Origin of the sequence: Novosphingobium fluoreni (assembly GCF_014196615.1) — a bacterium.
Lineage (GTDB): Bacteria > Pseudomonadota > Alphaproteobacteria > Sphingomonadales > Sphingomonadaceae > Novosphingobium > Novosphingobium fluoreni.
In genome coordinates, this window is the sequence record NZ_JACIDY010000008.1 from 1 (window position 1) to 26,925 (window position 26,925).

The 26,925-nt window shown below is 65.0% G+C and carries 23 protein-coding genes; 12 read left to right on the forward strand and 11 right to left on the reverse strand.

Going from position 1 to position 26,925, the window contains the following annotated elements:
* Positions 1–60: 60 nt before the first annotated feature.
* Positions 61–1,077: a LacI family DNA-binding transcriptional regulator gene (locus GGR39_RS14200; protein ID WP_183617883.1), complete on the reverse strand. Its 1,017-nt coding sequence runs from the start codon at positions 1,075–1,077 to the stop codon at positions 61–63.
* Positions 1,078–1,214: 137 nt separating this feature from the next.
* Between GGR39_RS14200 and ptsP the strand changes: the two genes are divergently transcribed.
* From ptsP to GGR39_RS14220, 4 genes are read left to right on the forward strand one after another with little or no spacing between them, the layout of a single operon-like run.
* Entirely contained in the window at positions 1,215–3,725 is a 2,511-nt protein-coding gene (gene ptsP / locus GGR39_RS14205) for a phosphoenolpyruvate--protein phosphotransferase (protein ID WP_183617885.1), read from the forward strand.
* On the forward strand, positions 3,725–4,693 hold the full coding sequence (pfkB, locus tag GGR39_RS14210; RefSeq protein WP_183617887.1) for a 1-phosphofructokinase: 969 nt from the start codon (positions 3,725–3,727) through the stop codon (positions 4,691–4,693). Before ptsP ends, pfkB begins: the two co-directional genes overlap by 1 nt.
* Complete coding sequence (locus tag GGR39_RS14215) at positions 4,690–6,390, forward strand: PTS fructose transporter subunit IIC (protein ID WP_183617889.1); 1,701 nt, start codon at positions 4,690–4,692, stop codon at positions 6,388–6,390. Before pfkB ends, GGR39_RS14215 begins: the two co-directional genes overlap by 4 nt.
* A 20-nt stretch (positions 6,391–6,410) precedes the next feature.
* Positions 6,411–7,769, forward strand: coding sequence for a carbohydrate porin (locus GGR39_RS14220; RefSeq protein WP_221226156.1), 1,359 nt, complete (start codon positions 6,411–6,413; stop codon positions 7,767–7,769).
* Between the two features lie 113 nt (positions 7,770–7,882).
* Here the strand turns inward: GGR39_RS14220 and GGR39_RS14225 are convergent, their stop codons facing one another.
* Together GGR39_RS14225 and GGR39_RS14230 are read right to left on the reverse strand one after the other, a co-directional pair.
* Positions 7,883–8,656: a hypothetical protein gene (locus GGR39_RS14225; protein ID WP_183617891.1), complete on the reverse strand. Its 774-nt coding sequence runs from the start codon at positions 8,654–8,656 to the stop codon at positions 7,883–7,885.
* A gap of 114 nt (positions 8,657–8,770) precedes the next feature.
* Positions 8,771–10,012: a S8 family serine peptidase gene (locus GGR39_RS14230; RefSeq protein WP_183617893.1), complete on the reverse strand. Its 1,242-nt coding sequence runs from the start codon at positions 10,010–10,012 to the stop codon at positions 8,771–8,773.
* 85 nt (positions 10,013–10,097) lie between these two features.
* On the opposite strand from GGR39_RS14230, the gene GGR39_RS14235 reads away from it, so the two are divergent.
* The gene (locus tag GGR39_RS14235; RefSeq protein WP_183617895.1) at positions 10,098–10,595 is read left to right on the forward strand and encodes an RNA polymerase sigma factor; all 498 of its coding nucleotides are present in this window, start codon (positions 10,098–10,100) and stop codon (positions 10,593–10,595) included.
* Positions 10,592–11,395 (forward strand): anti-sigma factor family protein, encoded by an 804-nt coding sequence (locus GGR39_RS14240; protein WP_183617897.1) that lies wholly within the window; start codon positions 10,592–10,594, stop codon positions 11,393–11,395. Before GGR39_RS14235 ends, GGR39_RS14240 begins: the two co-directional genes overlap by 4 nt.
* 119 nt (positions 11,396–11,514) lie before the next feature.
* Here the strand turns inward: GGR39_RS14240 and fghA are convergent, their stop codons facing one another.
* On the reverse strand, positions 11,515–12,357 hold the full coding sequence (fghA, locus tag GGR39_RS14245) for an S-formylglutathione hydrolase (protein ID WP_183618174.1): 843 nt from the start codon (positions 12,355–12,357) through the stop codon (positions 11,515–11,517).
* A 162-nt stretch (positions 12,358–12,519) separates the two neighbouring features.
* A complete protein-coding gene (locus GGR39_RS14250; protein WP_183617899.1) occupies positions 12,520–13,632 on the reverse strand; it encodes an S-(hydroxymethyl)glutathione dehydrogenase/class III alcohol dehydrogenase in 1,113 nt (370 codons plus the stop codon).
* A 166-nt stretch (positions 13,633–13,798) separates the two neighbouring features.
* Here GGR39_RS14250 and GGR39_RS14255 point away from each other — a divergent pair, with 166 nt between their 5' ends.
* From GGR39_RS14255 to GGR39_RS14265, 3 genes are all read left to right on the forward strand, one after another.
* The gene (locus tag GGR39_RS14255) at positions 13,799–15,034 is read left to right on the forward strand and encodes a zinc-binding dehydrogenase (RefSeq protein WP_343055895.1); all 1,236 of its coding nucleotides are present in this window, start codon (positions 13,799–13,801) and stop codon (positions 15,032–15,034) included.
* Positions 15,035–15,551: 517 nt separating this feature from the next.
* The gene (locus tag GGR39_RS14260; RefSeq protein ID WP_058737499.1) at positions 15,552–15,758 is read left to right on the forward strand and encodes a cold-shock protein; all 207 of its coding nucleotides are present in this window, start codon (positions 15,552–15,554) and stop codon (positions 15,756–15,758) included.
* Between the two features lie 77 nt (positions 15,759–15,835).
* The gene (locus GGR39_RS14265) at positions 15,836–16,045 is read left to right on the forward strand and encodes a hypothetical protein (protein ID WP_183617901.1); all 210 of its coding nucleotides are present in this window, start codon (positions 15,836–15,838) and stop codon (positions 16,043–16,045) included.
* Between the two features lie 18 nt (positions 16,046–16,063).
* Here GGR39_RS14265 and GGR39_RS14270 read toward each other — a convergent pair whose 3' ends face one another.
* The 4 genes from GGR39_RS14270 to GGR39_RS14285 all read right to left on the reverse strand — a co-directional run bounded on the left by GGR39_RS14270 (position 16,064) and on the right by GGR39_RS14285 (position 21,661).
* The gene (locus GGR39_RS14270; protein ID WP_183617903.1) at positions 16,064–19,489 is read right to left on the reverse strand and encodes a chromosome segregation SMC family protein; all 3,426 of its coding nucleotides are present in this window, start codon (positions 19,487–19,489) and stop codon (positions 16,064–16,066) included.
* Positions 19,490–19,513: 24 nt separating this feature from the next.
* A complete protein-coding gene (locus GGR39_RS14275; RefSeq protein WP_183617905.1) occupies positions 19,514–20,269 on the reverse strand; it encodes a thioredoxin domain-containing protein in 756 nt (251 codons plus the stop codon).
* Positions 20,270–20,381: 112 nt separating this feature from the next.
* Entirely contained in the window at positions 20,382–21,062 is a 681-nt protein-coding gene (locus tag GGR39_RS14280) for a thioredoxin domain-containing protein (protein ID WP_183617907.1), read from the reverse strand.
* On the reverse strand, positions 21,059–21,661 hold the full coding sequence (locus GGR39_RS14285) for a DUF721 domain-containing protein (RefSeq protein ID WP_082668083.1): 603 nt from the start codon (positions 21,659–21,661) through the stop codon (positions 21,059–21,061). Before GGR39_RS14285 ends, GGR39_RS14280 begins: the two co-directional genes overlap by 4 nt.
* A gap of 29 nt (positions 21,662–21,690) precedes the next feature.
* Here GGR39_RS14285 and mutY point away from each other — a divergent pair, with 29 nt between their 5' ends.
* Genes mutY through nudC form a run of 3 tightly spaced genes read left to right on the forward strand, consistent with a single transcriptional unit; the run spans position 21,691 to position 24,949 of the window.
* Positions 21,691–22,749, forward strand: a complete 1,059-nt coding sequence (gene mutY / locus GGR39_RS14290) for an A/G-specific adenine glycosylase (RefSeq protein WP_183617909.1) — start codon at positions 21,691–21,693, stop codon at positions 22,747–22,749.
* Positions 22,750–22,751: 2 nt separating this feature from the next.
* Positions 22,752–24,053: a serine hydrolase domain-containing protein gene (locus tag GGR39_RS14295; protein ID WP_183617911.1), complete on the forward strand. Its 1,302-nt coding sequence runs from the start codon at positions 22,752–22,754 to the stop codon at positions 24,051–24,053.
* Positions 24,054–24,055: 2 nt separating this feature from the next.
* Positions 24,056–24,949, forward strand: coding sequence for an NAD(+) diphosphatase (gene nudC / locus GGR39_RS14300; RefSeq protein ID WP_183617913.1), 894 nt, complete (start codon positions 24,056–24,058; stop codon positions 24,947–24,949).
* A gap of 56 nt (positions 24,950–25,005) precedes the next feature.
* On the opposite strand, the gene GGR39_RS14305 is transcribed toward nudC, so the two are convergent.
* Both GGR39_RS14305 and mgtE read right to left on the reverse strand, forming a co-directional pair.
* Positions 25,006–25,413: a DUF1489 family protein gene (locus tag GGR39_RS14305; RefSeq protein ID WP_183617915.1), complete on the reverse strand. Its 408-nt coding sequence runs from the start codon at positions 25,411–25,413 to the stop codon at positions 25,006–25,008.
* Between the two features lie 29 nt (positions 25,414–25,442).
* Positions 25,443–26,870, reverse strand: a complete 1,428-nt coding sequence (gene mgtE, locus GGR39_RS14310) for a magnesium transporter (RefSeq protein WP_082668084.1) — start codon at positions 26,868–26,870, stop codon at positions 25,443–25,445.
* Between the last annotated feature and the right edge of the window lie 55 nt (positions 26,871–26,925).

Below are 26,925 nucleotides of genomic sequence, written 5' to 3' on the forward strand. Positions count from 1 at the left end.
CGGAAAGCTCGTCGACATCTTCCAGCCCGCCGAATGCGCCAACTACTTCAAATCATGCGGCTATGAACCGGAATGAACGGAAACTGCTCTAGCCGCCGACCTGATGGTTGACCCACGGACGATGCAACGCCCGCCCAGGACCATTTTGCGCGGAGGGCCGTCCGGGTGATCCAGCCGCTCTGACAACATCGCCATCGCGGCGCGGCCGATCTCCTCGACCGGCTGCTCGATAACGGTCAGCCCGCCGCCGACCAGATCCATCCACGGCTCGTTGTCGAAACCGGCGAGGGCCACGTCTTGCGGAACCGACAGTCCCAGCGCGTGGATCGCGCGCAGCATCGCGGTGAGCATGACTCCGTTGCTGGCGATCAGGGCTGTGGCGTGCCCGGGCGTGTTCATCAATGTGGTCATCGCACGCTCAGCCTCGCCCTCGCCATGAGCCACCGGGACCGGCTCGGGCGTCAGACCCAGATCGGCCATGGCCTTGGTGTAACCGGCGCTGCGCTCGCTGCCGGTGGTGCTGCTGGCTCCGAAGAAGCCGGCGATCCGCCGATGGCCGCCCGCGTGGAGTTGGTGAACCAGCAGCGCCGCCATCGCCTCATTGTCCAGCACGACAGAATCCTGCGCGGCGCCGGGAATTGTGCGATCGATAAGCACCACCGGAAAGTCGAACCGCTGACGTGCCGCTTGCTCGACGCCGGATTGCGTCGGCGCCAGGATCACGCCGGTCACCCGCTCCTCCTGCATCAGTTGCAGATACATCGATTCCTTGGCCGGATTCTCGTCGGTATTGCACAGGATGACGCGCAAGCCGCGTTCATAAGCGATGTCCTCGACCGTGCGTGACACGGCGGTGAAGAACGGATTGCGGATGTCTGCAACCACCAAGCCGATCGTGTTGCTGTGGCGCGAGCGCAGCCGCCGGGCGGCGAGATTGGGGCGGTAACCCGTCTCGGTGACAGCGGCGAGGACGCGCTTTTGCATCACGGCATCGACCGCACGGCCCGAAAGCACGCGCGAAACGGTGGCGGCGGACACGCCAGCCACGCGGGCGACATCCTTGATTCCAACGGGCATGCGGGAAATCGTTCTCCACGGAAGTGATCGTCACACTCTGTCGCTTGCCGCTTCGACTTGCAAGATCCCTAATGCATCTTGACAATTCTTACAGAAAACGTTTTCTATGCGGAGTGAGAGTCTGAGGAGAGGCCGCAATGACGCTACGAGAACCGGCGGATGCGCTGGCCCGTGATTTGATTCGCATTGATGCCCAGGTCACCGACAAGGCGGATGCGATCCGCCAGGCGGGGCAATTGCTCGTTGCCGCCGGCTGCGTCGCGCCCGGATATGAGGCCAGCATGGCCCAGCGCGAAGCGGTGGCGAACACCTACCTCGGTTCGGGCGTGGCGATCCCGCACGGGCTGGGCGAGGACAAAGGCCTGGTCCGTCAGGACGGGATCGTGGTCCTGCAAGTGCCTGGTGGTATCGAGTGGAACCCCGGCCAGATCGCGCATCTGGTGGTGGGCATCGCCGCCAATTCGGACAGCCACATCGCGATTCTGCGCCGCCTGACTCGCCTGATCCAGGACGAAGCCCGGCTGAAAGGCCTGTTCACCACCAACGATGTGGCGCTGATCGCCGATGCCTTGCACCGCGATGGGGCGGACGCCGCGCCTGCCTCACCTGCCGAAGACCTGGCCGAAACGATCGCATGGACCGTCGACTACCCCTCAGGCCTGCACGCGCGTCCTGCGGCTGCATGGGTCGAGGCGGCGAAGGCCAGCGGCGTCACCATGCGCGTGCGCCACGGCGATGAAACCGGTGATCCGCGCAGTCTCATTTCCCTGCTCCAGCTTGGCCTAAAGGCGGGCGATAGCGTCACCATCAGCGCCACCGGCGACGGGGCCGCTCAAGCGATCGAGCGCTTCCATGGTGTGATCACCCGCCTGTCATCGCGCGAGAAAGCGGATGCGGCGCGCGCTGCCGAAAAGGCGCTGGCTCCGGTGCGCGGCTGGAAACCCGCTGGCACGCCGCGAATGGTGGCGGGCGTAGCGGCCAGTCCCGGCCTTGCCATCGGCAAGGTGCATCTCCTCGCCGCTGCCGAGCTTGAGGTTGTCGATCAGCCGGTCGCACTGATCGAGGGCGGCCAGTTGCTCAATGATGCCTTGGTCCGCACGCGTGCTCAGATGAAGGCGCTGGTCGATGATACCGCGCGCCGACTGGGTGCGGGGGATGCAGCCATTTTCACGGCGCAGGCCACCTTGCTGGACGATACCGACCTGATCACGCTGACCTGCCAGCTGATGGTCGAGGGGCACGGCGTCGCCTGGTCGTGGAATGAGGCGATCCAGCGGCTGGCCGGCCAGTTGACCGCGCTTGGCAACCCCGTCCTGGCGGCCCGCGCGGCCGATCTGCACGACGTGGGTCGGCGCGTGTTGGCGCAGATCGATCCCGGGCTTGGCACCGGCACTCTCGCCGACTTTCCTGACGAGCCTTCGATCCTCGTCGCCGCCGACCTTTCGCCTTCGGACACGGCGTCGCTCGATGTCGCCAAAGTGGCCGGCATCGCTACGGCGCTGGGCGGACCGACATCGCATAGCGCCATCCTGGCGCGCACTCTGGGGCTGCCGTCTGTCGTCGCGGGTGGTGCGGAGCTGCTGGCTCTGGCGGCTGGGTGCACCGCGATCGTCGATGGCGACAGTGGCCGCATCTGGCTCAACCCCTCGGAAGAGGACCTCGCCAGCGCCCGCGCTTGGATCGCCACTCTTGCCGATCAGCGCGCCGCGCAGGAAGCAGAGCGCAGCCGCCCAGCGGTGACGACCGATGGTTGCTCCATCGCCATCGGCGCCAACATCAACCAGCCGGAGCAGGCACCCTTCGCCTTGGCTCAAGGCGGCGAAGGCGTCGGCCTGATGCGCACCGAATTCCTGTTCCTTGAACGCGGTGACAGCCCTAGCGAGGATGAGCAGTTTGCGATCTACCGAGCGATGATCGACGCGCTCGATGGCCGCCCCCTGATCGTGCGCGCGCTCGACATCGGTGGCGACAAGCAGGTGCCGCATCTGGACTTGCCGCGAGAGGAGAACCCGTTCCTAGGGGTTCGTGGCGCACGACTGCTGCTGCGGCGGCCCGACCTGCTCGATCCGCAGTTGCGTGCGCTATATCGCGCAGCGAAGCTGGGCGGCGATCTTTCGATCATGTTCCCGATGATCACCTCCGCGTCAGAGCTGATCACGTTGCGGGATCGCTGCGATGAGATCCGCGTCGCACTTGACGCACCGCAAGTGCCGATCGGCATCATGATCGAGGTGCCCGCCGCCGCCGTGCAAGCCCAGGCGCTGGCCGCCCATGCCGACTTCTTCTCGATCGGCACGAACGACCTTACCCAATATGCGCTCGCGATCGATCGCCAGAACCCCGAGCTGGCAAGTGAAGCGGACAGTCTGCATCCGGCCGTGTTGCGCCTGATCGCGATGACGGTGGAAGGCGCACGCTCGCATAACCGCTGGGTGGGGGTGTGCGGCGGGATCGCCGGCGATCCCTTCGGCGCGGCCTTGCTGGTGGGGCTGGGCGTGGACGAACTGTCGATGACCCCGCGCGATATCCCGGCGGTGAAGGCACGCATCCGTGCCGCCGATCGAACGGCGCTGGCAACTCTGGCCGCCCGGGCCCTGGCGGCCGAGAGCGCGGCGGATGTACGCGCCCTTGATGGAGAAGGCGCGTGATGCGCGTTATCACTGTCACGCTCAACCCGGCGGTGGACGAGACGATCACGATCGATCGGCTGGTGCCCGGCACGGTCCATCGTGCGCGGGATGTGCGGCGGAACGCAGGGGGCAAAGGCGTCAACGTGGCGAGTTGCCTGGCCGACTGGGGCATCCGCGCCAGGGCATTCGGCCTGCTGGGCACCGAAAACGCCGCACCGTTCGAGGCGCTTTTCACCGCTGGCGGTATCGAAGACCGCTTTGAGCGCGTGGCCGGGGCCACTCGGGTGAACCTCAAGATCGTCGACGCGAACGACACCACGGACATCAACCTGGGCGGATTGCCGGTCCGTTCCGAGGATGTCGCGAGCCTTGTTACCAAACTTGAAGCACTGGCGGGACCGGATACGCTGGTGGTGCTGGCAGGTAGCCTGCCGCCCGGTTGCCCGCCGTCCATCTACGCCGATCTGTCTGCCAGGCTGTGCGCACGAGGGGCGCGGGTTCTGCTCGACAGTAGTGGACCCCCGCTGTCCCTGGCACTGGCCGCGCCGGAGCTGCCTTATTGCCTCAAGCCAAACCGCCACGAACTGGCCGAATGGAGCGGCAACGCACTGGATGATCTCGCAGACGTCGTTTGCGTGGCGGACCAGCTGCGCGATCGCGGGGCAAAGCTGATCGCCGTGTCGCTAGGGGCCGATGGCGCGCTTTTCCTGTCTGAAAAGGGCACGATCCGGGCGCAGTTGGCGGCTCCAACCGTCGTCAGCACGGTGGGCGCAGGCGACGCGATGGTGGCAGGCCTCGCAGCCGCGATGGCCGAGGGCGCTTCGCTTGAGCGCACCGCGCGACTGGCGACGGCATTCGCGGTCGCCAAGCTGAGCCTCTTAGGACCGCATCTGCCCGGCCGCGTCGAGGTCGAAGCGCTTACACACAAGGTCAAGATCGTCGCGGTCGAAACGGCCGACGCGAAAGGCATGGGAGAGACACGATGAGCAGGATCCTGGCGGTCGTCGAGGCCGAAGGGGCTGGCGTGACCGGCGTGCTGGCGGGTGAAGCGCTGCGCAAGGCGGCGCGCGCCAGCGGACGGACGATCGAGATCGTCCCGTCCGGGCAGGAAGCTGTTCCGCAACCAGACAAGGGTGACACCCTGCTGCTTGTCGCGCCAAGCGACGACGCCTTGCGGTTCGGCGATCGGCCGCATCGGCATCTGACGCTGGAGCAAGTGCTCGCTGATCCCGATGCCGCGATCGCGGCCACTGACGCGGATGTCACATCCGGGACCGCAACCGTGCCGACCGGTACCCGGCGGATTGTCGCCGTGACCTCATGCCCCACCGGCATCGCGCATACCTTCATGGCAGCCGAAGGCCTGACAGAAGGCGCGCGCCAGTTGGGCTACGATATCCGTGTCGAAACCCAGGGCTCCGTCGGTGCAGGTAACGCGCTGACGCCTGAAGAAATCGCTGCCGCCGACGTGGTGCTGATCGCTGCCGACCGCGAAGTCGATCGCGCGCGCTTTGTCGGGAAGCGTGTCTTCTCCAGCAGTACCAAGCCTGCGATCACCGGCGGGGCGAAGCTGGTCGAGCAAGCGCTCGCCGAAGCGAAAGTGCAGGCCGGCAATGAGCAGGACCATGCCGCGTCAGCCGGCAAGGAGCGCACGGGACCCTACAAGCACTTGATGACCGGCGTGTCGTTCATGCTGCCGTTCGTGGTCGCGGGCGGTTTGCTCATCGCGCTCGCCTTCGCGTTGGGCGGCATTCAGGCGAATGAGGATGCCGCGGCGGGCACCCTGGCCCATGCGCTGTTCGAGATTGGCGCCAAGGGCGGCTTCGCGCTGATCGTGCCCGCATTGGCAGGCTATATCGCGTTCTCCATTGCCGACCGCCCGGGCATAGCGCCGGGCATGATCGGCGGCATGATCGCCGCCAATCTCGGCGCAGGCTTCCTGGGCGGTATCGTTGCCGGATTTATCGCCGGCTATGGCGTTGCCGGGCTTAACCGGGCGATTCAACTGCCCAAGAATCTGCAGGGCCTGAAGCCGGTGCTAATCCTGCCGCTGCTGGGCACTGTGCTGACTGGCCTGCTGATGATCTACGCTGTCGGTACGCCGGTTGCGGCACTGCTGGCTTTCCTTACCGAATGGCTGCGCGCCATGCAGGGATCGAGCGCGATCCTGCTGGGGCTGATCCTGGGCGCGATGATGGCGTTCGACATGGGTGGTCCGGTCAACAAGGCCAGCTATGCCTTCTCGGTCGGGCTGATCGCCAGCCAGGTCTATACACCGATGGCGGCGACCATGGCAGCCGGAATGACACCGCCGCTGGCCGTCGCTCTCGCGACCCGCTTGTTCGCCAACCGCTTCACCGCCGAGGAGCGCGAGGCGGGAAGCGCCGCGGCCGTGCTGGGCCTGGCGTTCGTTACCGAGGGCGCAATTCCCTTCGCCGCGCGCGATCCGTTTCGGGTGATCCCCGCGCTGATGGTGGGCTCGGCGATTACCGGCGCGATCTCGATGGCTGCGGGTGTTGAACTGCGCGTCCCGCACGGCGGGGTATTTGTACTGCCGATCCCCGGCGCGGTGACCCACCTGATCGCCTACGCTGTCGCGATCGTCGCCGGAACGCTGATCAGTGCCGTGCTGCTCGGCATTCTCAAGCGTCCGATCGCCTCAGTCATGGCTGCGCAGGCTTAAGCGAACTCAGGAGACGACGGATGAAAAAGGCCAAGCTTGCCGCAGCTTCGCTAGCGGCGGTCATGGCGCTATGCGCCCCGTTGGCACAGGCACAGGACAATCCCACACCGCAGGACGCACCGCCCCCGACCTTGCCGAAGGTGACAGAGAGCGCTCAGTGGCAGCCGCTCGCAGACCAGGGCATCACCTTGTCGCTCAGCTATACGGGCGAGGCGGCGAGCAACCTTAGCGGCGGATTGCGCCGCGATGCTGCCTACGCCGGCCAGGTCTATGTTGGCGCCGATCTGGACATGGCGAAGATTGCCGGGATCGACGGTGCCACGATCCACGCCGCAGTCACCAACCGGCACGGTGAGAATTTGGCCGCGATCGCGCTGGGTAACAACACCTCAGTCCAAGAGATCTACGGTACGCAGAACACCCACCTGGCCATCCTGACCTGGGAGCAGAAGCTAGGCCCTCTGACGGTGGAGGCTGGCCGCAGTCAGGCCAACGTCCATTTCCTGAGTTCGCCGTTGTATTGCAACTTCCAGACCAATTCGGCCTGCGGCAATCCGACGTTCGTTTTCAAGAACAGCAATTTCACGTACTTTCCGGCATCTAGCTGGATGGCCCACGCCAAGCTCAACCTGACACCGCAAGTATTTGCCCATGTCGGGATGTACGAAGTCAATCCCGATCGCAAGCGGCCCAATGACAACGGCTTCAACTTCTCGACGCGCAATGCCACCGGCGTAATCGTCCCGGGGGAAGTCGGCTACGGAACCGACTTCGCGACCGATCGATTACCGCGTCATTATATCCTGGGCGGCTGGTTCGATCGCGGCGACTACAGCGATCCTTTGCGCGACGATCAGGGTGGCATCGCGATCATTTCCGGTCGGCCAGCGGCCAAGCGCAAGGGGCGCTCTGGCATCTATGTCCGGTTCGACCAGATGCTTACGCGGCCTGACCCCATGAGCGAACGCGGCCTGTCATTGTTCGGTGTGGCGATGACCAATTTATCGGGTCGTGTTGAGGAACGGCACTTCCTGGAACTGGGCTTGCTCCAGACCGGCACCTTCAAGGGCCGCGACAAAGACACATTGGGCTTCGTGATCAACCAGCAGAGCTTCAGCGATCTCGCGCTCGCCCGCATGAATGCTGCCCGCGTGTTCGGCGGCGGCACGCCCGGAGTCCGGCGCAACCAATACATGATGGAACTGGCGTATGGCGCGCAGCTGGGCCCCGCCTTGCGGATATCACCCAATCTTCAGTACATCCTCCACCCCGACCAGACAGGCGCACCGTTCCGCACGCGGCACATCGACGATGCCTTCGTGGTCGGCTTCAAGTTCACCGTAGACGCGATGTCGCTGGCTTCGGCATTCAAGCGCTGAGATTGTTCCGCAACGGCAAACTATCGATACTGACCGCCGTCATATGTCCCACGGGCAGGTCGGCCCCGCAACTCGGTGAAAGTGCGGGGCCGATATTGAAATCATCTAGGCGGTTAGTTGCCGCTGGCGCTCCCGCTCAGGCTCACCGATCCACCAGAAGTCGAGCGTGATGCGGATGCGGAGCCGGAGCCGGAGATGGAGTGCTGCCCCGCCTGGGTTCCGGCCGCGCCGCTGCCAGAGCCTTGCGCCTCGGTACTGCGCGCGGTGTTAGCGGTTTCGCCCGCGTACGAGCTCGCGTCCGTAGCTGCCTGCGTTATTTTGTCGCGCGCACCGCTGGCGGTTGCCGAAACCGCTCCAAGCGTGGGCTGCACCGAACCGGTGAGATTGCCGCTCGCCGAGCCGCTGCCGGAGGCGGAGCCAGTGGCGGTGGAGCGGTCGATACTGCCCGAAGCCGCACCTGAGCCAGCCGTCGCCGCGCTGCCGCCGACCGTGTCCAATTGGCTGCGCATGCCGTCGGCCAGGCCGCTGCCGGTAGACCGGACTGAACCGGCAAGGTTTCCGGCGGCGTTGCGGGCAGGCGAACCCTCGGGAGCAGGCGTGGTGGCGGCATCACGGCGTGATTTGCGCACGTGCCCTTCGCCGCTGCCGTTGACTGCCGAAGTCACCGAACGTCCAGCGCGCGACACGGCGATTTCGCCCATGCCGCTGCCCGCGCCGTCGAGGGCGCTGCCAGCCGAGCCGATGCTGCCACCAAGCGTCCCGCCCAGCGATCCACCGATCGCGCCACCAAATCCACCGCCCCCGCCCAGCAATTGGGCGTTAGCAATGCCGGGCAGTGCGAGGAGTGCGAATGCAGTCAGGCCGGTGCTAAAAAGATGCTTGTTCATGATCGCGGTTCCTTCTCGTTCTCCCGATGGCAGCTGTCATTCGGGATCGTCTGAGAGAGGAACGGGTGGCCCCGGGAACTTCATCCGTAGCGCGCGAACTTTTTTGTCGAGTATCTACGTTCCGGCGCGACAAGTCGCGCACAGGATGCCCCGCCCCGTTCGTTTGGAGGCGCCGCGTGCCTCCCCGTTGGCACCTTGTAGTGCTGCTACCGCGCCGCCGCCTATTCGGGCCGCAATGCGAGATGCGACCAGCGGAGCGGCGTAGGAGGTCCCGCGCAGCTTCACCTGCCCCTTGCCCGGCACCTTGGCGGTGATATCCGCGCCTGGCGCTGCATAGTCGAGATGGGTGGCGCGGCCAGCCTCGATCAGCACGCGACCGCGGCCATCAACGCCGGTCACCGCGATCACATTCGGATAGGAAGCGGGATAGGCCGGTGGAGCGGCGGGTCCGTCGTTGCCGACTGCAGCGACGATCACGGTGCCCTTGGCCTGCGCCGCTGCAACGGCACGCGAAAGCAGCGGATTGGCTGGGCCAACCAGGCTGATCGAGACGACGCGCACACCTTGCCCGGTCAGCCAACCCACGGCGCGTGCGATGGCGAGCGCATTGCCGCCGGCCGGGTCCGAACCATAGACGTCGGCGGAATAGAGCCGCGCTGTTCCTGCGCCTTTCAGCAGCGAGGCGATGGCCGAGGCATGGTTGCTGGCCTTTGGCGCACCAACGGCAAATCCACGCTGCATGACGACTCGGTCGGACCCGGCAATCGCCCCATCGATCACACCAACGGTTCCACCGCGAAGTAGGGGCGTGGCCGGCTCTTTCGTAAGGGCTGGCGCGGATGCGGCACCGGAAGGAAAATGGATCTGGTCAGCCGTGATCTCATGCCCAGGGGCTGCTGCGCGCAATGTCTTGAGCGCGCGCGGCAAGCTTTGGCCGTGCGGGACGGACAACCGGGCATAGGCGATGCCCAGATCGTCGATCGTACCTTGTTCGATAACCGCATATCCTGCGTCGCTCACGGCGGTGAGGCTCTGCGCGTCGGGATCGAGCAAAAGCACCTCGCCCGCACGCGCGGGCTCATGGTTGTCATCCCACTCTATCGCGCCGTCGCTCTCCCCTACAAGGCGGGTGAGCCGCGACAGGCGATCGCGCGCGAGGTCTGCGGCGCCGCCAACGGCGGACCCGACCGGCTCCAGCGCGCGGTCGGCGATGTCGCGCGTGGCATCGCCGACGCGGCGCAGCGCGCCTACCGCGTCGACGCTCCCCGGCAGGCGGAACTGCGCCTGCGCAGGCCCACTCAGGGCGAGCAGCAACGCAGATAGTCCGATCAGACGTGCCAGTTTGCTTCGATCCATCGTCTCGTCTTCATTTCTTAAACTTTCTCGCACTCACGGATGAAACGGTGGCAACCAACCGTTTCATCCTTAGAACGGCATATTGATGAGCAACGCGACATTCTGCAACGAACTGACCGCCCTTCTGCCAAGGCTGCGGCGCTTCGCGCGCGGTCTGACTCGGGACGCCGCCGACGCTGATGACTTGTGCCAGTCAACTCTCGAGCGCGCATTGAAGGCTCGCCAGCAATGGGAGGAGGGGACGCGGCTCGACGCTTGGATATACAGGATCATGCGTAACCAATGGTTTGACGAAATCAGGTCGCGGGGGCGCCGCGCGCACACCTTTGTCCATGAGGATGAGGGGATGACCGTAGGCACGGCGGGCGATATCGACGCAGAAAACCGAGTGGAACTCGGCAATGTCGACCGCGCCCTCAGCCGGTTGCCCGACGAGCAGCGAGAGGCCGTGGTGCTCGTGCTGGTCGAAGGGTTCGCCTATAAGGAGGCTGCCGAGATCATAGGTATTCCGCAAGGCACGCTGACCTCACGGCTCGGGCGCGGGCGCGAAGCATTGTTGAAAGCGCTGGGAGAAACGGCATGAGCGTGACGCGCGAAGAACTCACCGCCTTTGCCGATGGCGAATTGTCACCCGAGGATGCCGCGCGCGTTGAAGCCGCGATCGCTATGGACGCGGAGCTTAGCCGACAGCTGATTGCCGAACGACGCCTGCGTGCAGCGCTTAAACGGCAGCTCGATCCGATTCTCGACGAGCCGGTACCCGATGCGCTCCATGGGCTTTTGGCGCAGGCGGCAGCGCAAGAAGTAGACAAAGAGGCGACTGGCGCCCCATCGGGCGAACCGGCTCAACTGCTCGATTTCGCCGCCGCGCGTCAGCGGCGCAAGTTGGCGGAAAAGCAAGCCGCCAAAAAAGCGCGCGTGCCGATGTTTTCAAATCCGCGCCTAGGCTTCGCGCTCGCCGCTTCGCTCGTGCTGGGGCTGATGCTGGGCACTCAGTTTCACAGCGAGGGGTTGGTCATTGCCCCCAGTGGCGGAGGTCTGCGGGCCACGGGCAAGCTGGCCTCGGGCCTCGACGAACAACTGGCCTCCGCCAATCCTTCGGGTAACTTGCGCATCCTCACCAGCTTCCGCCGGCAAGGAGGCGACTTCTGTCGCGTGTTCGATGGCGGCGGAATAGCGGGCCTTGCCTGCAAGGATCGCAATGGCTGGGTGCTGGAGCGCACGATTGCAAGCCGCAAGGTAGCGACGGGCGAATATCGCCAGGCCGGCTCTGCCGAAGCCGATCTCATGGCCGTCGCGCAGGACATGGCGCGGGGCGATCCTCTCGATCCAGATCAGGAACGGGCAGCAAAGGCGGCGGGGTGGTTAGGCTCCACCAAGTGAGAATGCTCCGATCGTCTTTGAGGTGAGCGTTGCCGGTTTGGAACGCCGCCATCGGGAAAAGCCGTGCCTGACTTCGACCGCGCGCGCCAGCCCGCCGCGATCGGCCACGATGATTTGGGTCATCGCGCTGATTTGCCGAGACGCTCCGCATGCCAGCGTAGATGGTCGTCCACGAATGTCGAAATGAAATAATAGCTGTGATCGTAACCCGGCTGCATGCGGATATTCGCGGGCTGACCGACCTTTTCACACAATTCGGTGAGCAGATGTGTCTTGAGCTGGCTTTCCAGAAAGTTGTCAGCCTCGCCCTGATCGACCAGCAGATCGGGCAGGCGCGCGCCATCCTCGATCAACGCGCAGGCGTCATAGGTGCGCCAGGCATCGCGATCGGCGCCAAGATAGCCGCCCAATGCCTTTTCACCCCAGGGGCAGTGAATCGGGCTGACGATAGGCGAAAATGCGGACACCGAGCGGAACCGGCCGGGATTGCGCAAGGCGATGGTCAGCGCGCCATGTCCGCCCATGGAATGTCCGGTTATGCCCTGCCGGTCCATGTCGACCGGCAGGTGCCCGGCCACCAGATCGGGAAGTTCGTTTTCGATGTAGCGCCGCATCTGATAGTGTCGACGCCAAGGCTCCTGCGTGGCGTCGACATAGAAACCGGCGCCTTTGCCAAAGTCATAGGCATCATCGTCGGCCACACCATCGCCGCGCGGCGAGGTATCGGGGGCGATGAAGATGAGGCCGAGTTGTGCGCACAAGCGCCGAAACTCGCCCTTCTCGGTTACATTGGCGTGAGAGCAAGTCAGCCCGGAGAGATACCAGATGACCGGCAACCGTGCCCCGCGCTCATGCGCGGGTACGAAAGCCGAAAAGGTCATGGGCGTGCCCGTGGCCTCACTCTGGTGGGTGAAGACGCTTTGCGTCCCCCCATGGCTCAAATTGACGCTGACCTGCTCCATGATGCTGCCTTTCAGACGAACGTGTACGCGCATACCTTGTTACCAGCCGGGTCGCGCGGAAAGTTTGGCGGAGAGGCCGGGCAGGCACCTACGCGAAAGTAGGTACGGGAAGGTCCGCCGTCGCCCGGGTTGGAACCTGAAACGCTGTTTCGCCGCAAGGCTTTAGAAGACGACGACGCTGCGGATGCTCTTGCCTTCGTGCATCAGGTCGAAGGCGGTATTGATCTCTTCCAGGCCCATGACGTGCGTGATCATCGGATCGATCTCGATCTTGCCGGTCATGTACATATCCACGATCTTGGGCACGTCGGTTCGACCCTTCGCGCCGCCGAACGCAGTGCCACGCCAGTTGCGGCCAGTGACCAGTTGGAACGGCCGTGTCGAGATTTCCTTGCCGGCTTCTGCAACGCCGATGATGATCGATGTGCCCCAGCCGCGATGGCATGCCTCCAACGCTGTGCGCATGACCTCGGTGTTGCCGGTGGCATCAAAGGTGTAGTCAGCGCCGCCGTCGGTCATCGCCACGATTCGGGCCACGACATCCTCGCGGCTCATGCCCTGGGAGTTGAGGAAGTCGGTCATTCCAAACTTGCGGCCCCACTCCTCGCGATCGGGGTTGAGGTCGACGCCGATGATCTGCTTCGCACCAGCGAGCCGCGCGCCCTGGATTACATTGAGGCCGATGCCGCCCAAGCCGAAGATGACTACATTGTCACCCACCTGCACTTTGGCGGTGTTGATGACGGCGCCGACGCCCGTCGTCACGCCGCAACCGATGTAGCAGCTGGATTGGAACGGCGCGTCCTCACGAATTTTTGCAACGGCAATTTCAGGTAGAACGGTGAAGTTCGAGAACGTGGAGCAGCCCATGTAGTGGTAGATAGGCTGGCCCTTGTACGAAAAGCGCGTCGTGCCATCGGGCATCAGGCCCTGACCTTGCGTGGCGCGGATCGCGGTGCACAAGTTTGTCTTGCCTGACAGGCACGATTTGCACTGGCGGCATTCCGGCGTGTACAGTGGGATCACGTGATCGCCAGGCTTAACGCTGGTGACGCCGGGTCCGACTTCGCGCACCACGCCGGCACCTTCATGCCCCAGGACGCTGGGGAAGATGCCTTCGCTGTCGAAGCCGTCGAGCGTGTAGGCATCGGTGTGGCAGATGCCGGTGGCCATGATCTCGACCAGCACTTCGCCGGCCTTCGGACCTTCCAGATCCAGCTCGACGATTTCGAGTGGCTTCTTGGCTTCGAATGCAACGGCAGCGCGGGTCTTCATACGATATCTCCTGTGGCGGCAGTGCCTAGCACTGTCCCCCGACGGTGATAATATGCTACTTCAGCAAGGCCGTATGTCATTTTAGGCACGATCTGCTGGGCCAATGACAGGCTCAGAAGGCTTCGTGGCAGTGGGGGTACCGGTTTCTATCGCCGGTGCGAACGTCATGACCGCCCGCAAGGTTCGTGCCGCAAATACCCTCAGACGGCCTGCTTGCTTCGGCGGTTTTGCACCCCATGTGCGTTGCGCATCCAGCATCACTCAACGGGAAACGAACATGGCCTTCACGGGACGCGAACTTCGCACCAAGATCGACGAAGAGGGAAATCTTGTGTTGTCGCTGGAGGAGGTCACGATCGACGATCCTGCCGATGACGAGATCATCGTGCGTGTCGAGGCCGCGCCGATCAATCCAAGTGATCTTGGCCTGCTGATCGGACCGGCCGACGTTACCAGCGCGAAGCCAGCGAACGATGGGTGCAGCGGACTGACCCTACACGTACCGTCGCATCGCTTGCCAGCCGTCAAAGGCAGGATTGGTCAGTCGCTGCCCATCGGAAACGAGGGGGCGGGGACTGTGATCGCCGCAGGAAAGGATGCCGTATCGCTGAAAGGCCAGCGGGTCGGCATGATTGGCGGTGCGATGTATGCTGACTACCGTCGCATCAAGGCGAATGATGTAATCCCTCTGCCGGCAGGCGCCAGCGCCAAGGACGGCGCTGCGATATTCGTCAATCCGCTGACCGCGCAGGGATTCGTCGAAACAGCCCTGACAGAGGGGCACAAGGCCATCATCCACACCGCTGCGGCATCGAACCTGGGTCAAATGCTCCAGAAAATCTGCCTTGCCGATGGCATACCGCTGATCAACATCGTCCGCTCGCCTGAGCAGGTCGAGTTGATGCGCGCGATCGGCGCGAAGTATGTTCTTAACAGCAAGGACGCAAACTTTGGCGAGGCGCTGACCGACGCCATTGTCGAAACCGGAGCCACCATAGCGTTTGACGCGATCGGCGGGGGGACACTGGGAGGCGAGATCCTGCAGGCGATGGAGCGCGCGTCCGTGCTTACCGCCTCTGAATATAATCGATACGGTTCGATGACATTCAAGCAGCTTTACATCTACGGGATGCTGGATGCCGCTCCGACAACGTTCGATCGCGGTGGCATCGGCTTTCAGTTCAGCATATCGGGATGGCTTCTCTTCCCGTATCTTCAAAAGGCCGGGGAAGCGGTAGCGCAGCGCTTTCGTGGCCGCGTGCTGGACGAACTGACAACGACCTTCGCCAGCAAGTACACGCGTGTGATCGGCCTGGCGGAAGCGCTTGATCCGGAAATACTGAACGCATATGTTCGCAAAGCAACCGGCGAAAAGTTCTTGATCGACCCGACCATCGGCTAATGTAGCTGATATTGTTGAATCACTGTTTGATCAACTGTGCCGTGAGCGAGGGTAAAATTCAAAAAAATTCAAGGTAGCGGCTGTTTTACCGTTTTTAATTACTCTTGCACTTCTATTTCAGAGTCAGATAAGTCAATCACTGCCGATCGTGGACTGATCGAGAAACGCAACGATCCGGAAGACAAGCGCCGCACTTTCCTGGAGATTTCAGAGCGCGGCCTCCGGGAAATGACGCTTTTCCTCACCAAACTATCATCATCCCGCGAGCCCGATAGCGCCAGACCCTAGCGATTGATGCGGCTCACGTCGGAAATTAGGTGAATGGCGGTCGATGTGCTAGTAAGACTTCGCTGACGTCGAATTTTGCGACGGACTTTGCCGATTGACGAGCGTTGTGGACCTCACTTGTGAGGGAAGAGCGCAGATTTTCCGACGACTTCCTTTCGATTGACGACCTGACGCACGGCCCTGTCGCATGTTGCGGCCGGGCAACCCTGTTTCTCGAAAGGAAACGCATATGCCTATCGGCACCGTAAAGTTTTTCAACGCTGACAAGGGCTATGGCTTCATTCAGCCCGACAATGGCGGCGCGGACAGCTTCGTCCACATCTCTGCCGTGCAGGCCGCCGGCATGCAGACTCTCGATCGTGACCAGCGCGTCTCGTACGAAGTCGAGCGTGGCCGCAATGGCAAGGAATCGGCGACCAACATCACGGCCGCCTGAATCCGATCGCCAGGCCGATCGTTTTGCGATCGGTCTGGCCCACGGCCTGTACCATTTTCTCCCGGAAAGGAGCGCCCATGAGCATTAGCTACGAGTTCGCGACGGAACGTGCCGAAGAAGCTGCTCAAGCTGCCGAAGCGGCGCAACTGGACAATGTGCGTGATCGGGCCCTGCGCTCCGAAGCGGCATGGCGGGACATGGCCGATCGCGCCCAGAAGACCGAGCAATCGCGCGCCAAGCGTGAAGCTGCGGCAGAGGCTGCGCGGGCCGTCGTCGCCGAAGGCTGACCTTCGTGCTGGCGGCATTCACTCTGCCGCCAACAGTTCCTCCGCGCCGCCAAGGTCCACGCTGACCAAGCGCGAAATACCTTTTTCCACCATCGTCACGCCGAACAGACGATGCATCCGGCTCATGGTCACCGCGTTGTGAGTGACGATGAGATAGCGGGTGTGCGTTTCCGCGACCATCGTATCCAGCAGGTCGCAAAAACGCTCGATGTTGGCGTCGTCCAGCGGCGCGTCCACTTCGTCCAGCACGCAGATCGGCGCGGGGTTCGTCAGGAACAGCGCGAAGATCAACGCGACGGCCGTCAACGCCTGCTCGCCGCCGGACGCGAGCGTCAGCGATTGCAGCCGCTTGCCGGGTGGTTGCGCAAAGATCTCCAGCCCGGCTTCCAGTGGATCGTCGGAATCGATCAGCGCCAGATGCGCCTGCCCGCCCTGAAACAAGCGCGTGAACAAGCGTTGGAAATGGGTGTCGACGGCGTCGAAGGCGGCACGCAGTCGTTCGCGTCCTTCGCGGTTGAGGTTGCCGATAGAGCCGCGCAGCCGATTGACCGCTTCGGTCAGTTCCGCCTTTTCCGCAGCGTTGGTGCCCAGCAGGCCTTCCGCCTCGGCCAATTCGTCGGCGGCCACCAGATTGACCGGGCCGATCCGCTCGCGCTCCGACGAAAGGCGCTCCATCTCGGCGGATTCCTGCGCCGCGCCGCGAATCTCTGCTTCGTCAAACCCGAACCGACCCGGCAACAGCGGCGGCGGTGATTGGAAACGCTCACCGGACAACCGATTCATCTCGACGCGCCGGGCATCCTCATTCTCGGCGCGAGCACTGGCCCCGGCCCGTGCTTCACGCGCGGAGGCGGCATCCTCCTGCGCGGTGGCGAGCGCGGCGTCGGCATGGCGAGCAGCCTCGGTGGTCGACGCGACGGCTGACTCTGCTACCGCCAGATCCGCCGCCAGCCGTTGTCCAATGCTCTGTGCGGCGGCGATTTCTTTCTCAAGCGCGGGAGGCACGGCGGCGAGGGCGGCGCGCTCCTCCTCCATGCCTTCCAGGCGCAGCGCGGTTTCCGTCAGGCGCTTGGCGGCATCGCCCGCGCGCGCTTGCCAGCCGCGAATGTCGGCGCGTTGCGTAGCCGTTCGCTCACGTAGGGCGGACATGGCCTGATCCTGCGCCGCCAGCGTTGCCGTGGCAGTTTGCAGCGCGCGCCGTGCGTCTTCATGTTCCGTGCGCGCCGCCAGTAGCGCGGCGCGACCAGTGGCAGGGTCCGGCAGGGCGGCCTGTCGCGCGGCTGCGCCTTCGCTGTCCGTGAGGGCCAGCACGCGTTGCTGGGCCTGATCGGCGATGAGCCGCTCCAGATCGACGCGGCGCGCCGCCTGGCGCGCGCGCGCATCTTCGGCTTGGTCAAGCGCGCGCAGGGCGGCGCGCTCTTCCTCCAAGGCGGTGGCGACCGCGCGTTCTGCGGCAACGGCGCTTTGCTGCACGGTGGTCAGCGCTTGCTGCGCCGTTGCGAGCGCGGTCTCGCTCTCGCTGACTTTGGCGCGCACGGGGGGAAGCTTGGCGTCGAGGTCGGCGAAGCGATTCTCCGCTTCCAGTCGCGCGGCCTCCGCCGCACCTTCGCCGCGCGCCACGAAACCATCCCAGCGCCGCAAAGCGCCGGCTTTGGAAACGAGCCATTCGCCCGGAGCGAGTGCCCGCCCGTCATCCTCCTGTGCCACCCGAACCAGAGCCAGCCGCGCTGCCAGTTCAGGCGGACAGCGAGTGACCTGGTGGGCCAGACTATCAGGCAGGGGAGTGAGCGCGGTGCCGCCGGTCCAGAACCGGCCTTCGGGCTGACCCGATGGCGCACCCAGTGGAGCCTTGGCATCCCGGCCCAACACTGCGGCCAGCGCACGCTCAAAGCCCGGTGCGACGCTGACGGCGTCGATCGCAGGGGTCAGACCATGAGCGGCCTTGGCGCTTTTCGCACGAGCTTGCCGATCACGCAGTAGCGCCGCGTGTTCACGCTCGATCCCGACGAGGTCGGCCCGTGCTCCAGCCAAGGCGTCGGTTGCCGCATCACGCGCGGCCTGCAAGCCGGCCTTGCGTCCGGCCAGCGTCTCTAACGTTTCCTTGGCCTGCGCCAGCTTGGCGGTTGCCACATCCCGGCGACCCTGCGCATCGGCAAGCACGCTGGCGGCCAGGGACGTACGGGTCAACGCTTCCAGTTGCGAGGCCAGTCGCGCGGTTTCGCGGTCAACACGCTCGAGGCGGGCCTGCGCCTGCGTCGTTTCGGCTTCGGCGATGCGCCACTCTGCCTCGACCCCGGCCTGCGCTGCAGTGCGCTGCGCCAGATCCAGTTCGGCCGCGCGCGATGCGGCTTCTGCCCGGTCGAGAGCCAGCGACAAAGCGGGGCGCCCGGTATCGGCCACCTGCAGCTTTTCGGCTGTGTCGGCGAGTTCACGCTCCAGCCGAGTGAGCGCCTGCGCGGCATCGTGTGTCAGCCGATCCGCATCGCGACTGTCCTGCTCCAGCCGGGTGCGTTGTCTGTCTAAATCGTTCAGGCGCTGCTGCGCCGCTTCCAGCTTGCCCACCAGCGTGGTCATGCGATGGCCGTGCGCGTTGGCATCGTCGCGCCGGTCCGCCAGGTCATCACGCGCTTTGGCAAGTGCGGTGGCTGCAACGGCTTGCAACGCCTGGGCGTCTCGCGCGGCCTGCTGCGTGGCGGTGACTCGCGCTTCCGCCGCCTCCGCGTCCTTGCGGGCGGCTTCGGCGGCGGCCGCGGCGTCACGCCAGCGGGCAAAGACCAGGCGCGCTTCGGCCACCCTGATCTGGTCGGAGATCGCGCGATACCGCTCGGCCGCGCGAGCCTGACGCCGCAAGCTGGCGACCTGCTTGTCGAGCCCGGCCATCAGATCGTCCAGCCGGGCGAGGTTCGTCTCGGTCGCGCGCAGCCTGGTTTCCGCATCCTTGCGGCGCACGTGCAGGCCGGCGATCCCGGCGGCCTCTTCCAGCATCGCCCGGCGTTCGGTCGGCTTGGCGTTGATGACGGCGGCGATGCGCCCCTGGCTGACGAGCGCGGGCGAATGCGCGCCGGTGGCTGCATCGGCGAAGATCAGCGCGACGTCCTTGGCCCGCACGTCCCGCCCGTTGACGCGATAGGCGCTGCCCGCGCCACGCTCGATCCGGCGCACGACTTCAAGGTCTTCGCCCGCGGCGGTTCCGGCCGAGAGCACCACTTCGGCAAAGGCGCGAGGCGGACGGCTGGCGGTGCCGGCGAAGATCACGTCTTCCATGCCGCCGCCGCGCAAGGACTTGGCCGAACTTTCGCCCATGACCCAGCGGATGGCCTCCAGAAGGTTGGACTTGCCGCAGCCATTAGGGCCGACGACACCGGTCAGCCCCGGTTCGATGCGCAGTTCCGCCGGCTCGACGAAGCTCTTGAACCCGCTGAGCTTCAGCCGTCGGAAGTGCATCGCCGTCTCAGCTATCCCGGCGCATCAGCGCGCGCCTGCGGCCTTGAGCTTGCCTTCCAGCGTTGCCCAGTCCGCCGTGCCCACCGACGCGTCGTTGATGAAGAAGGTGGGCGTGCCGCTGACGTTGTACTTGGTGGAAGCCGTTTCGGTCTGCTTGGCGAGCACGTCGGCCTTGGCGGTATCAGCCAGGCACGCAGCGCCCTGATCACGCGAGATGCCGCGCGCGGCGAAGAAGTCGGTCATGCCCGCCAGCTGGGCGATGGCCTGCAGGCGCTGGTTGGCCGGGAGCGCCGCCGCCTGCTGCAGCTTGGCGTCGCCAGCGGCCTGCAGGTTGTTGAACATATTGGGCTGCCAGGCCCAGAACTGCTCGCTTAGCGGGATCACTGCCTCGGTCGTGCCACACGTCGCCAGAAGGGAGGCGGGGACATCGAATGCGTTCAGCATGAAGTAGCGCAGTTCATAGCTGACCCGGCCGCTGGCGATGTAGTCACCCTGTAGCTTCTCATTGCTCTCCTTTGCGAACTCCGCGCAGTGCGAGCAGGAGAGCGCGCCGTATTCCACCAGCTTGATCGGCGCATCCGGGTTGCCCATGCGATAGCCGCCTTCGTCGGTCTTGCTGACGATGTCGGTCCAGGCTTTGCCCGCAGGCGGAGCCACATTGGCCACCGGTTCGCCACTGGGGCCGGTGCCTTCGGCTTTCTTGTCGCCACAGGCGGACAGCGCGAGCGCGAATGGCAACGCCACGGCGGACAGGGCAAGAGTGCGAATCCGGAAAGGCATGCAGGCGGTCCTTCTCACAAGAGGCTCTGCGCTAGCGCAGAGCGCGGCGGGAGCAAAGCGCGACGAGTGACACAGACGCGGGCTCTCCACAGTTCGCGGTTGATGGGGGCGGTTAAAGCTTGGCGTCGATCAGCGGGGCGAGCGATGCCCAGTCATGCGCGTCTTGTAGCTCGCCGTTGATCGCGAAGGAGGGCGTGCCTTGCACCCCGGCGGCAGAGGCGGCTTCGGTCTGGCTGGTCACGCGCTTCATCACCGCGCCATCGGCCAGGCAGACGTCCACTTGCGGGCGGGACCGGCCGAAGCGGGCCATGATCGCGTAGAAATCGAGGTCTGATGCGATGGCGCGCAACCGCGTGGGCACCTCGCCATTGGACCAACGCGATGTCTGCGCGGAGGTGAAGGTCTCCAGCTTGCCCAGCCACTGGTCCTGCGCGCCCATGAAGGCGTTGTGGCGCGGGAAAAAGCCCTTGGGATCGCCGCAGTTGGTCAGCATCGCGATCGTCAGGTCCACCGGATTGCGCAGCACCTGTTGCACCGTCACCGAAACCTTGCCCTGCGGAACGTACGTTAGGCGCAGGCGCGGATCGGCTTCCTTGTGGAAGTGTCCGCAGTGGGGGCAGGTATAGCTGACGTATTCAGTCAGCTTCACTTTTGCCGCCGGATTGCCCAGCGTGTAGGCCCCTTGCGCGCCGGTGCCGACGGTGGCGTTCCAGTTGGGGTGCGGGGGCGAGGCCGCGATGCCAAGCGTGGCTGCGGCGAAAAGAGCGGTGAGGCGGATGCTGCGGTGGATCACGTCTTGTCCTCGTTCCTGTCTTTGGCCGCGCCCATGCTGCGGGCAAGGGATTCCAGCACGGCCCGCAATTCCGGGTCGCCGATATCGCGTAGCGATTCGCCCAACTCCATCGGGATAGGCTTGAGCGAGGGCGGCGCGGTCTTGGGGGTAGTAGTGGCGGGTGGCTTTACGTCACCTTGCCGGATCTTGGCGCGGGCGACGGCATTGTATCCAAAAAAGCGGTTCACGCGCTCTATGATCTCGGGGATGACATGCTGGATCAGCGGGGCATGGGCGGGGACCACCACCAGTTGCAGGATGCCGTCATGTTTTTCGCCTGGCGGGAAGCGGATCGATTCCGGCGTGCAGATGCGGGCATGCTTCGCGCCGACGATTTCCGGCCAGCGGGTGACGACGCTGGACTGGACGAAGCCGAAGCGCCGAAACGCGGTGCGGCCCACTTCGGGCATCAGATCGCTGATCGCACGCGCCTGCCCGCCTCGCGGACGTTCGTAGGGCTTGAGCTTGGGGGCGACGCCGCCCGCCTTCTTGGCGCGAGCGGGCGTTTCGGGCCCCGCTTTGCCGGTCTTGCGATCTGTCACACGTTCGGGCCGTTCCATTGCGTCGCCGCCAATGCCATAGCGGAGAGATGGACGCCAGATCGCATGATGTCGCAGTCGACTTGCTCGCCTGGTACGATACTCACGCGCGGAAGCTGCCGTGGCGGTCGCCGCCCGGTGGCCGTGCGCCCGATCCCTATCGCGTCTGGCTGTCCGAGGTGATGCTGCAGCAGACCACGGTGGCGGCGGTGAAGGCCTATTTCGCTGAATTTACCCGCCGCTGGCCCACGGTGCACGACCTGGCGAATGCGCCTGAGGGCGAGGTGATGGCCGCATGGGCGGGGCTGGGATACTATGCCCGGGCGCGCAATCTGCTGGCCTGCGCGCTACAGGTGTCGGCGCGGGGCGGTGCATTTCCGGAAACCGAGGACGGCCTGCGCGCGCTGCCGGGGCTGGGGGCCTACACTGCCGCCGCCGTGGCCGCGATCGCCTTTGGGCAAAGGGCGGTGGTGGTGGATGCCAACGTGGAGCGCGTGGTATCGCGCCTGTTCGCGATCGAGGACCCGCTGCCAGGCTCGCGGCCATCGATCCGCCGCCATGCCGATACGATCACGCCGGATGAGCGGGCCGGAGACTTCGCGCAGGCGATGATGGATCTGGGGGCAACGATCTGCACGACACGCAACCCGCGCTGCCTGCTATGCCCGCTGTCCACCGTCTGCGTTGCGCGGCAGACGGGTGAGCCGGAGCGCTTTCCGGTGAAAGCCGCGAAGAAGGCGCGCCCACAGCGGCAGGGCCGCGCCTTCTGGATCGAGCGAGAGGGCGCGGTCTGGCTGGTGCGCCGCCCCGGCAAGGGCATGCTGGGCGGGATGCGCGCGCTGCCCGACGATGGTTGGAGCGCGCGACAGGATGGCAGCGGCAAGGCTCCGCTAGAAGGCGCATGGGAGCCCGCCGGCGTCGTCAGCCATGGCTTCACCCACTTCGGGCTTGATCTGCACGTGGCCACTTATCGCGGGAACGAAACGGTAAGTCCGGGCGCTGATGGCGGCGAATGGTGGCGGCTGGACGCCTTGGCCGATGCCGGGTTGCCGACGTTGTTCGCCAAGGCCGTGCGGCTCGCGCTGGCCACAACCGGAGTCGATGCCTGACCATGCCGTCCCCCTTGTTCGAAGCCGTCGTCCATCGCCGTGCGCTGTTGCAGTTGGGCGCGGCGGCGGGGCTGGGCGCCTTGCTCCCCAGCCTGGCGCAAGCGGCCACCCGTCCGGACCTGATGGCGAATGTGCGAGCGCTGATCACCCGCTGGGTGGGTCCGGGCAAGTTCCCTGGTCTGGTGGCCTCTTTGGGTCGGCCGGGGCAGGCGACAGAGTTCGTCGCGCTTGGCAGTCAGGGCTTCACCGATCCCGATCCGATGACGCCCGATACGCTGTTTCGCATCTATTCAATGACCAAGCCGATCACCGGCATGGCGGCGATGGGCCTGATTGCGCAAGGGAAGATCGGGCTGGACCAGCCGGTATATGAAATCCTGCCGCAGTTCCGGAACATGATGGTCCAGAACACGTATGACGGCTCCGTCACCGCGCTGCACCCCGCGCCGCGCCCGATCACCATGCGTCATCTGCTGACTCATACCTCGGGGCTTGGCTATGCGATCGTGCAACAGGGGCCGATCGTGAAAATGATGCAGGAAAAGGGCCTGATTCCGGGGCAGGTCACGCGGCTGCCGATCAACGGTTTCACCCGCGCCCGCTCGATCCAGGGGCTGAAGGCCTTTGCCGATGCGTTGGCGCAAGTGCCGCTGGTCTATGATCCCGGCACTCGCTGGAGCTATTCGATGGGTCTGGACCTGATGGGCCACGTGATTGAGGTGGTGACCGGCAAGGCGTTCGACCAATACCTGCAGCAGACGATCTTCGGCCCCGCCGGAATGAAGGATACCGTGTTTCAGGTGCCCCGTGCCGATGCAGGGCGGCTGGCGACCAACTATGGCGTGATCCAGGGCATCTTCGTCGCCATTGATGAGGGTAACAAGTCGCTGTTTCTTGAAAAGCCCGCCGCGCCGTTCGGTGGTGCGGGTCTGGTCAGCACGCCGCGCGATTATGACCGCTTCCTGCGGATGCTCGCGCAGTTCGGCCAGATCGACGGCAGGCGTATCCTGCCTGAAAAGGCCGTTCGGCTGGGCGCGTCGAACTTGCTGCCCAAAGGTGTCACTGGCCCGGCGATCATGGGGCCGGTCGGCGGTTTTGGCGCGGGTGGACGCGTTGGCCTTGGCGCGGAGGCCGGGATCTACGGCTGGGCGGGTGCGGCCGGGACAGTGGGCATGGTCGACATGGTGCGCGGCTTGCGCTCGCAGATTTTCGCGCAGTTCATGCCCGCGGATGCGACTAACCTCTTGCCCGAATTCCAGTCCGCGCTGAAAGCCGATGTCATGGCCCTGTTGGAGAAGCGCTGAGCATGCCTATCGCCTTTGCCGGATCGCGGATCGATCGCGCCGACCACATCCGCTCCGACCCCGCCGCGATCGAGGCCTTGCATGCGGAAGGCCGCCTGCTGCGCATGGAGGGTCTCGACCCGGTGATGACCGAGGAGGGCGACCTTGCCTGGGTATCGGTGGCCGACGTACCTGTCGAGGCGGAGCTGATCTTCCTGGGTATCGATCCAGATCGCGATGGGCGGGGCTGCTTCGTGCAAGTGCCTGCCGGATCGCCGGACGGGATGCTGTTCGCTGGGCCACGCAGCTGGCAGGCGATGTCCGTACTGCCGCCGGAGGAACTGGCGCTTTATGGCGCGGCACGGGCGCTGGTGAACTGGCATTCGCGCCACCGCTTTTGCGCGGTGAGCGGTCATCCCACTCGGCTGGACAAGGGCGGCTGGCAACGCACGTGCACCGATCCCGCCTGTAAGGCCGAACATTTTCCCCGCACCGACCCGGTGACGATCATGCTGGTCGAGCATCAGCGGCAAGTGCTGCTGGGCCGCCAGCCCCGCTTCCCGGCGGGCCGTTATTCCACGCTGGCCGGTTTCGTGGAGCCGGGCGAGACGATCGAGGAAGCCGTCGCGCGCGAGGTGTTCGAAGAGGCGGGCGTGCGGGTGCGCGATGTGACGTATGTGGCCAGCCAACCCTGGCCGTTCCCGTCCTCGCTGATGATCGGCTGCCACGCCTATGCTGACGACGGCGCGATCACGATCGACAGGACCGAGTTGGACGATGCCCGGTGGTTCACGCGCGATGACGTGGCCGAGGCTATCGACGCCGCCAATGAGGGGGGCATGGGCAAGGCCTTTGGCGCGCCGCCTACTACGGCGATTGCCAACGTGCTGATGCGGTGGTGGCTGGATCGGGGCTGACCTGCCACAACCCAGTCAGCGCTTGATTCGACACGAACGGGAGGTGCGGAACCCGTTCAGACCAGCCCCAGCCGTACCAGCTCGCCAATCAGGCGGGGCGGCAGCACGTCGCTTGCATCTTCATCGTCGCCCAGATCGGGGGGCGCGTCCTGTCCATCCAGGTATCGCCAGCCTTGATGTGCGCGGCGGGGGCGGGTGTGGATCGGGATCAACCGCGGCTCAAGCCGGATATGCCAGCGCCCATCCTCGCGCTGGATGAAGCCCAGCAGCGGGGAGCGCCCGATCAGCGTATGCTCGAAAATCCAGTAGAGCGATCCGCCCGTCATCTCCTCATGCCGTTTGGGCAGGTAGCGGGTGGTCAGCAGAGCCTCGCCCCCATTTGCCGTCTGGTGGCTTTCCAGCCACGCCTTGAGGCTGGCGGGGCTCTCGGCGCTGTAGGCGATCTTGGTCATGTGAAGCGGCATCGCAGCTTCAGATAGGTACGCCGATCCGCTCAGGCGAGGCCCATAAGTACGGCCAGGCCCAGGAAGCTGAAGAAGCCCATCGTGTCCGTCGCCGTCGTCACGAATACGGCGGAGGAGACGGCCGGATCGATGTCGAATCGATCGAGGGTTACCGGGACGAGAATGCCGACCAGGCCCGCGACCAGATTGTTGATCAGCATGGCCATCGCGATCACCAGCCCCAGCATCGGCATGCCAAAGATGATCGCCGTGCCCGTGCCGATCAGCGTGCCCAGCGCCAGGCCGTTGGTGAGGGCGATGCGGAATTCGCGCAGGATCATACGCCGGGTGTTCGAACTGGTCAGCTGGTTCGTCGCCAGTGCACGCACCGCAACCGCCAGCGTCTGCGTGCCGGCATTGCCGCCCATTCCCGAGACGATCGGCATCAGCACCGCCAGAAGCGCCAGCCGGGCGATCGCGCCTTGAAACAACCCCACGACGGAGGCCGCGATCATCGCCGTGCCCAGGTTGATCACCAGCCACATCAGCCGGGTGCGCACCGTCAGCAGGATCGGCTCGTTGATGTCGCCATCGCCTGCGCCGGACAGCAGCAGGGCGTCCTCGCCGGCTTCTTCCTGGATGATGTGGACGATATCGTCGACCGTGATCTGGCCGACCAATCGCCCGGCCTCGTCCACCACGGCGGCGGAGATCAGCGCATATTTCTGAAAGCGCAGCGCGACCTCTTCCTGATCCATCATCACCGGGATCAGCGTCTGTTCGCGCTTCATCACGTCTGACAGCGGGATTGAGCGCGGGGTGCGCAGGATCCACGATAGCGCGCACGTACCGACCGGCTTGTGCATCGCGTCGACGATGAAGACTTCCCAGAAGTCCGTCGGCAGGTGGCGCTGCTCGCGCAGGAAATCGATGAGATCGCCCACCGACATCGATTCGGGCACCGCGACGAAATCGCGGCTCATCAAACGGCCGGCGGACTCGTCCGGGTAAGCGAGTGCGGCCTCGATCGCGGCGCGGTCTTCGGGGTCCAGCTCGGCCAGGACCGCCTGCTGGTCCTCACGATCGAGATCCTCGATCATGGCGACGGCGTCGTCCGTGTCGAGCTGCTCGGCAATATCGGCAACGACGTCGGCCGGGAGGCCTTCGATCAGGGCTTCGCGCACCCAGTCGTTGAGTTCGGCGATGACCTCCACGCCCATCAGGTCGCGGATAGCGCGCGCCAGATCGAGGCGCTGGTCTTCGTCGAACAGCTCGAACAAGTCGGCGATGTCGGCCGGGTGCAGCGGTTCGACCAAGTCGTAGACCCGCTCGAAGTCTTCCTCGTCCAACGCTTCGCGAACGGCGCGCAGGAACTCGGGCTTCAGCCGGTTGTCCTCGTCATGGTGCTCGTTCTCCTGGGACGTCTCCTCAGCGATGACGCTGTGGACCTGTTCGTCCTCAAGATGCTCGGCTGCCATAGGGCGGGGTCTAAGCGGCTAGCCCCGAAAAGCAACCGGCGTTGGTGCGTTGCAG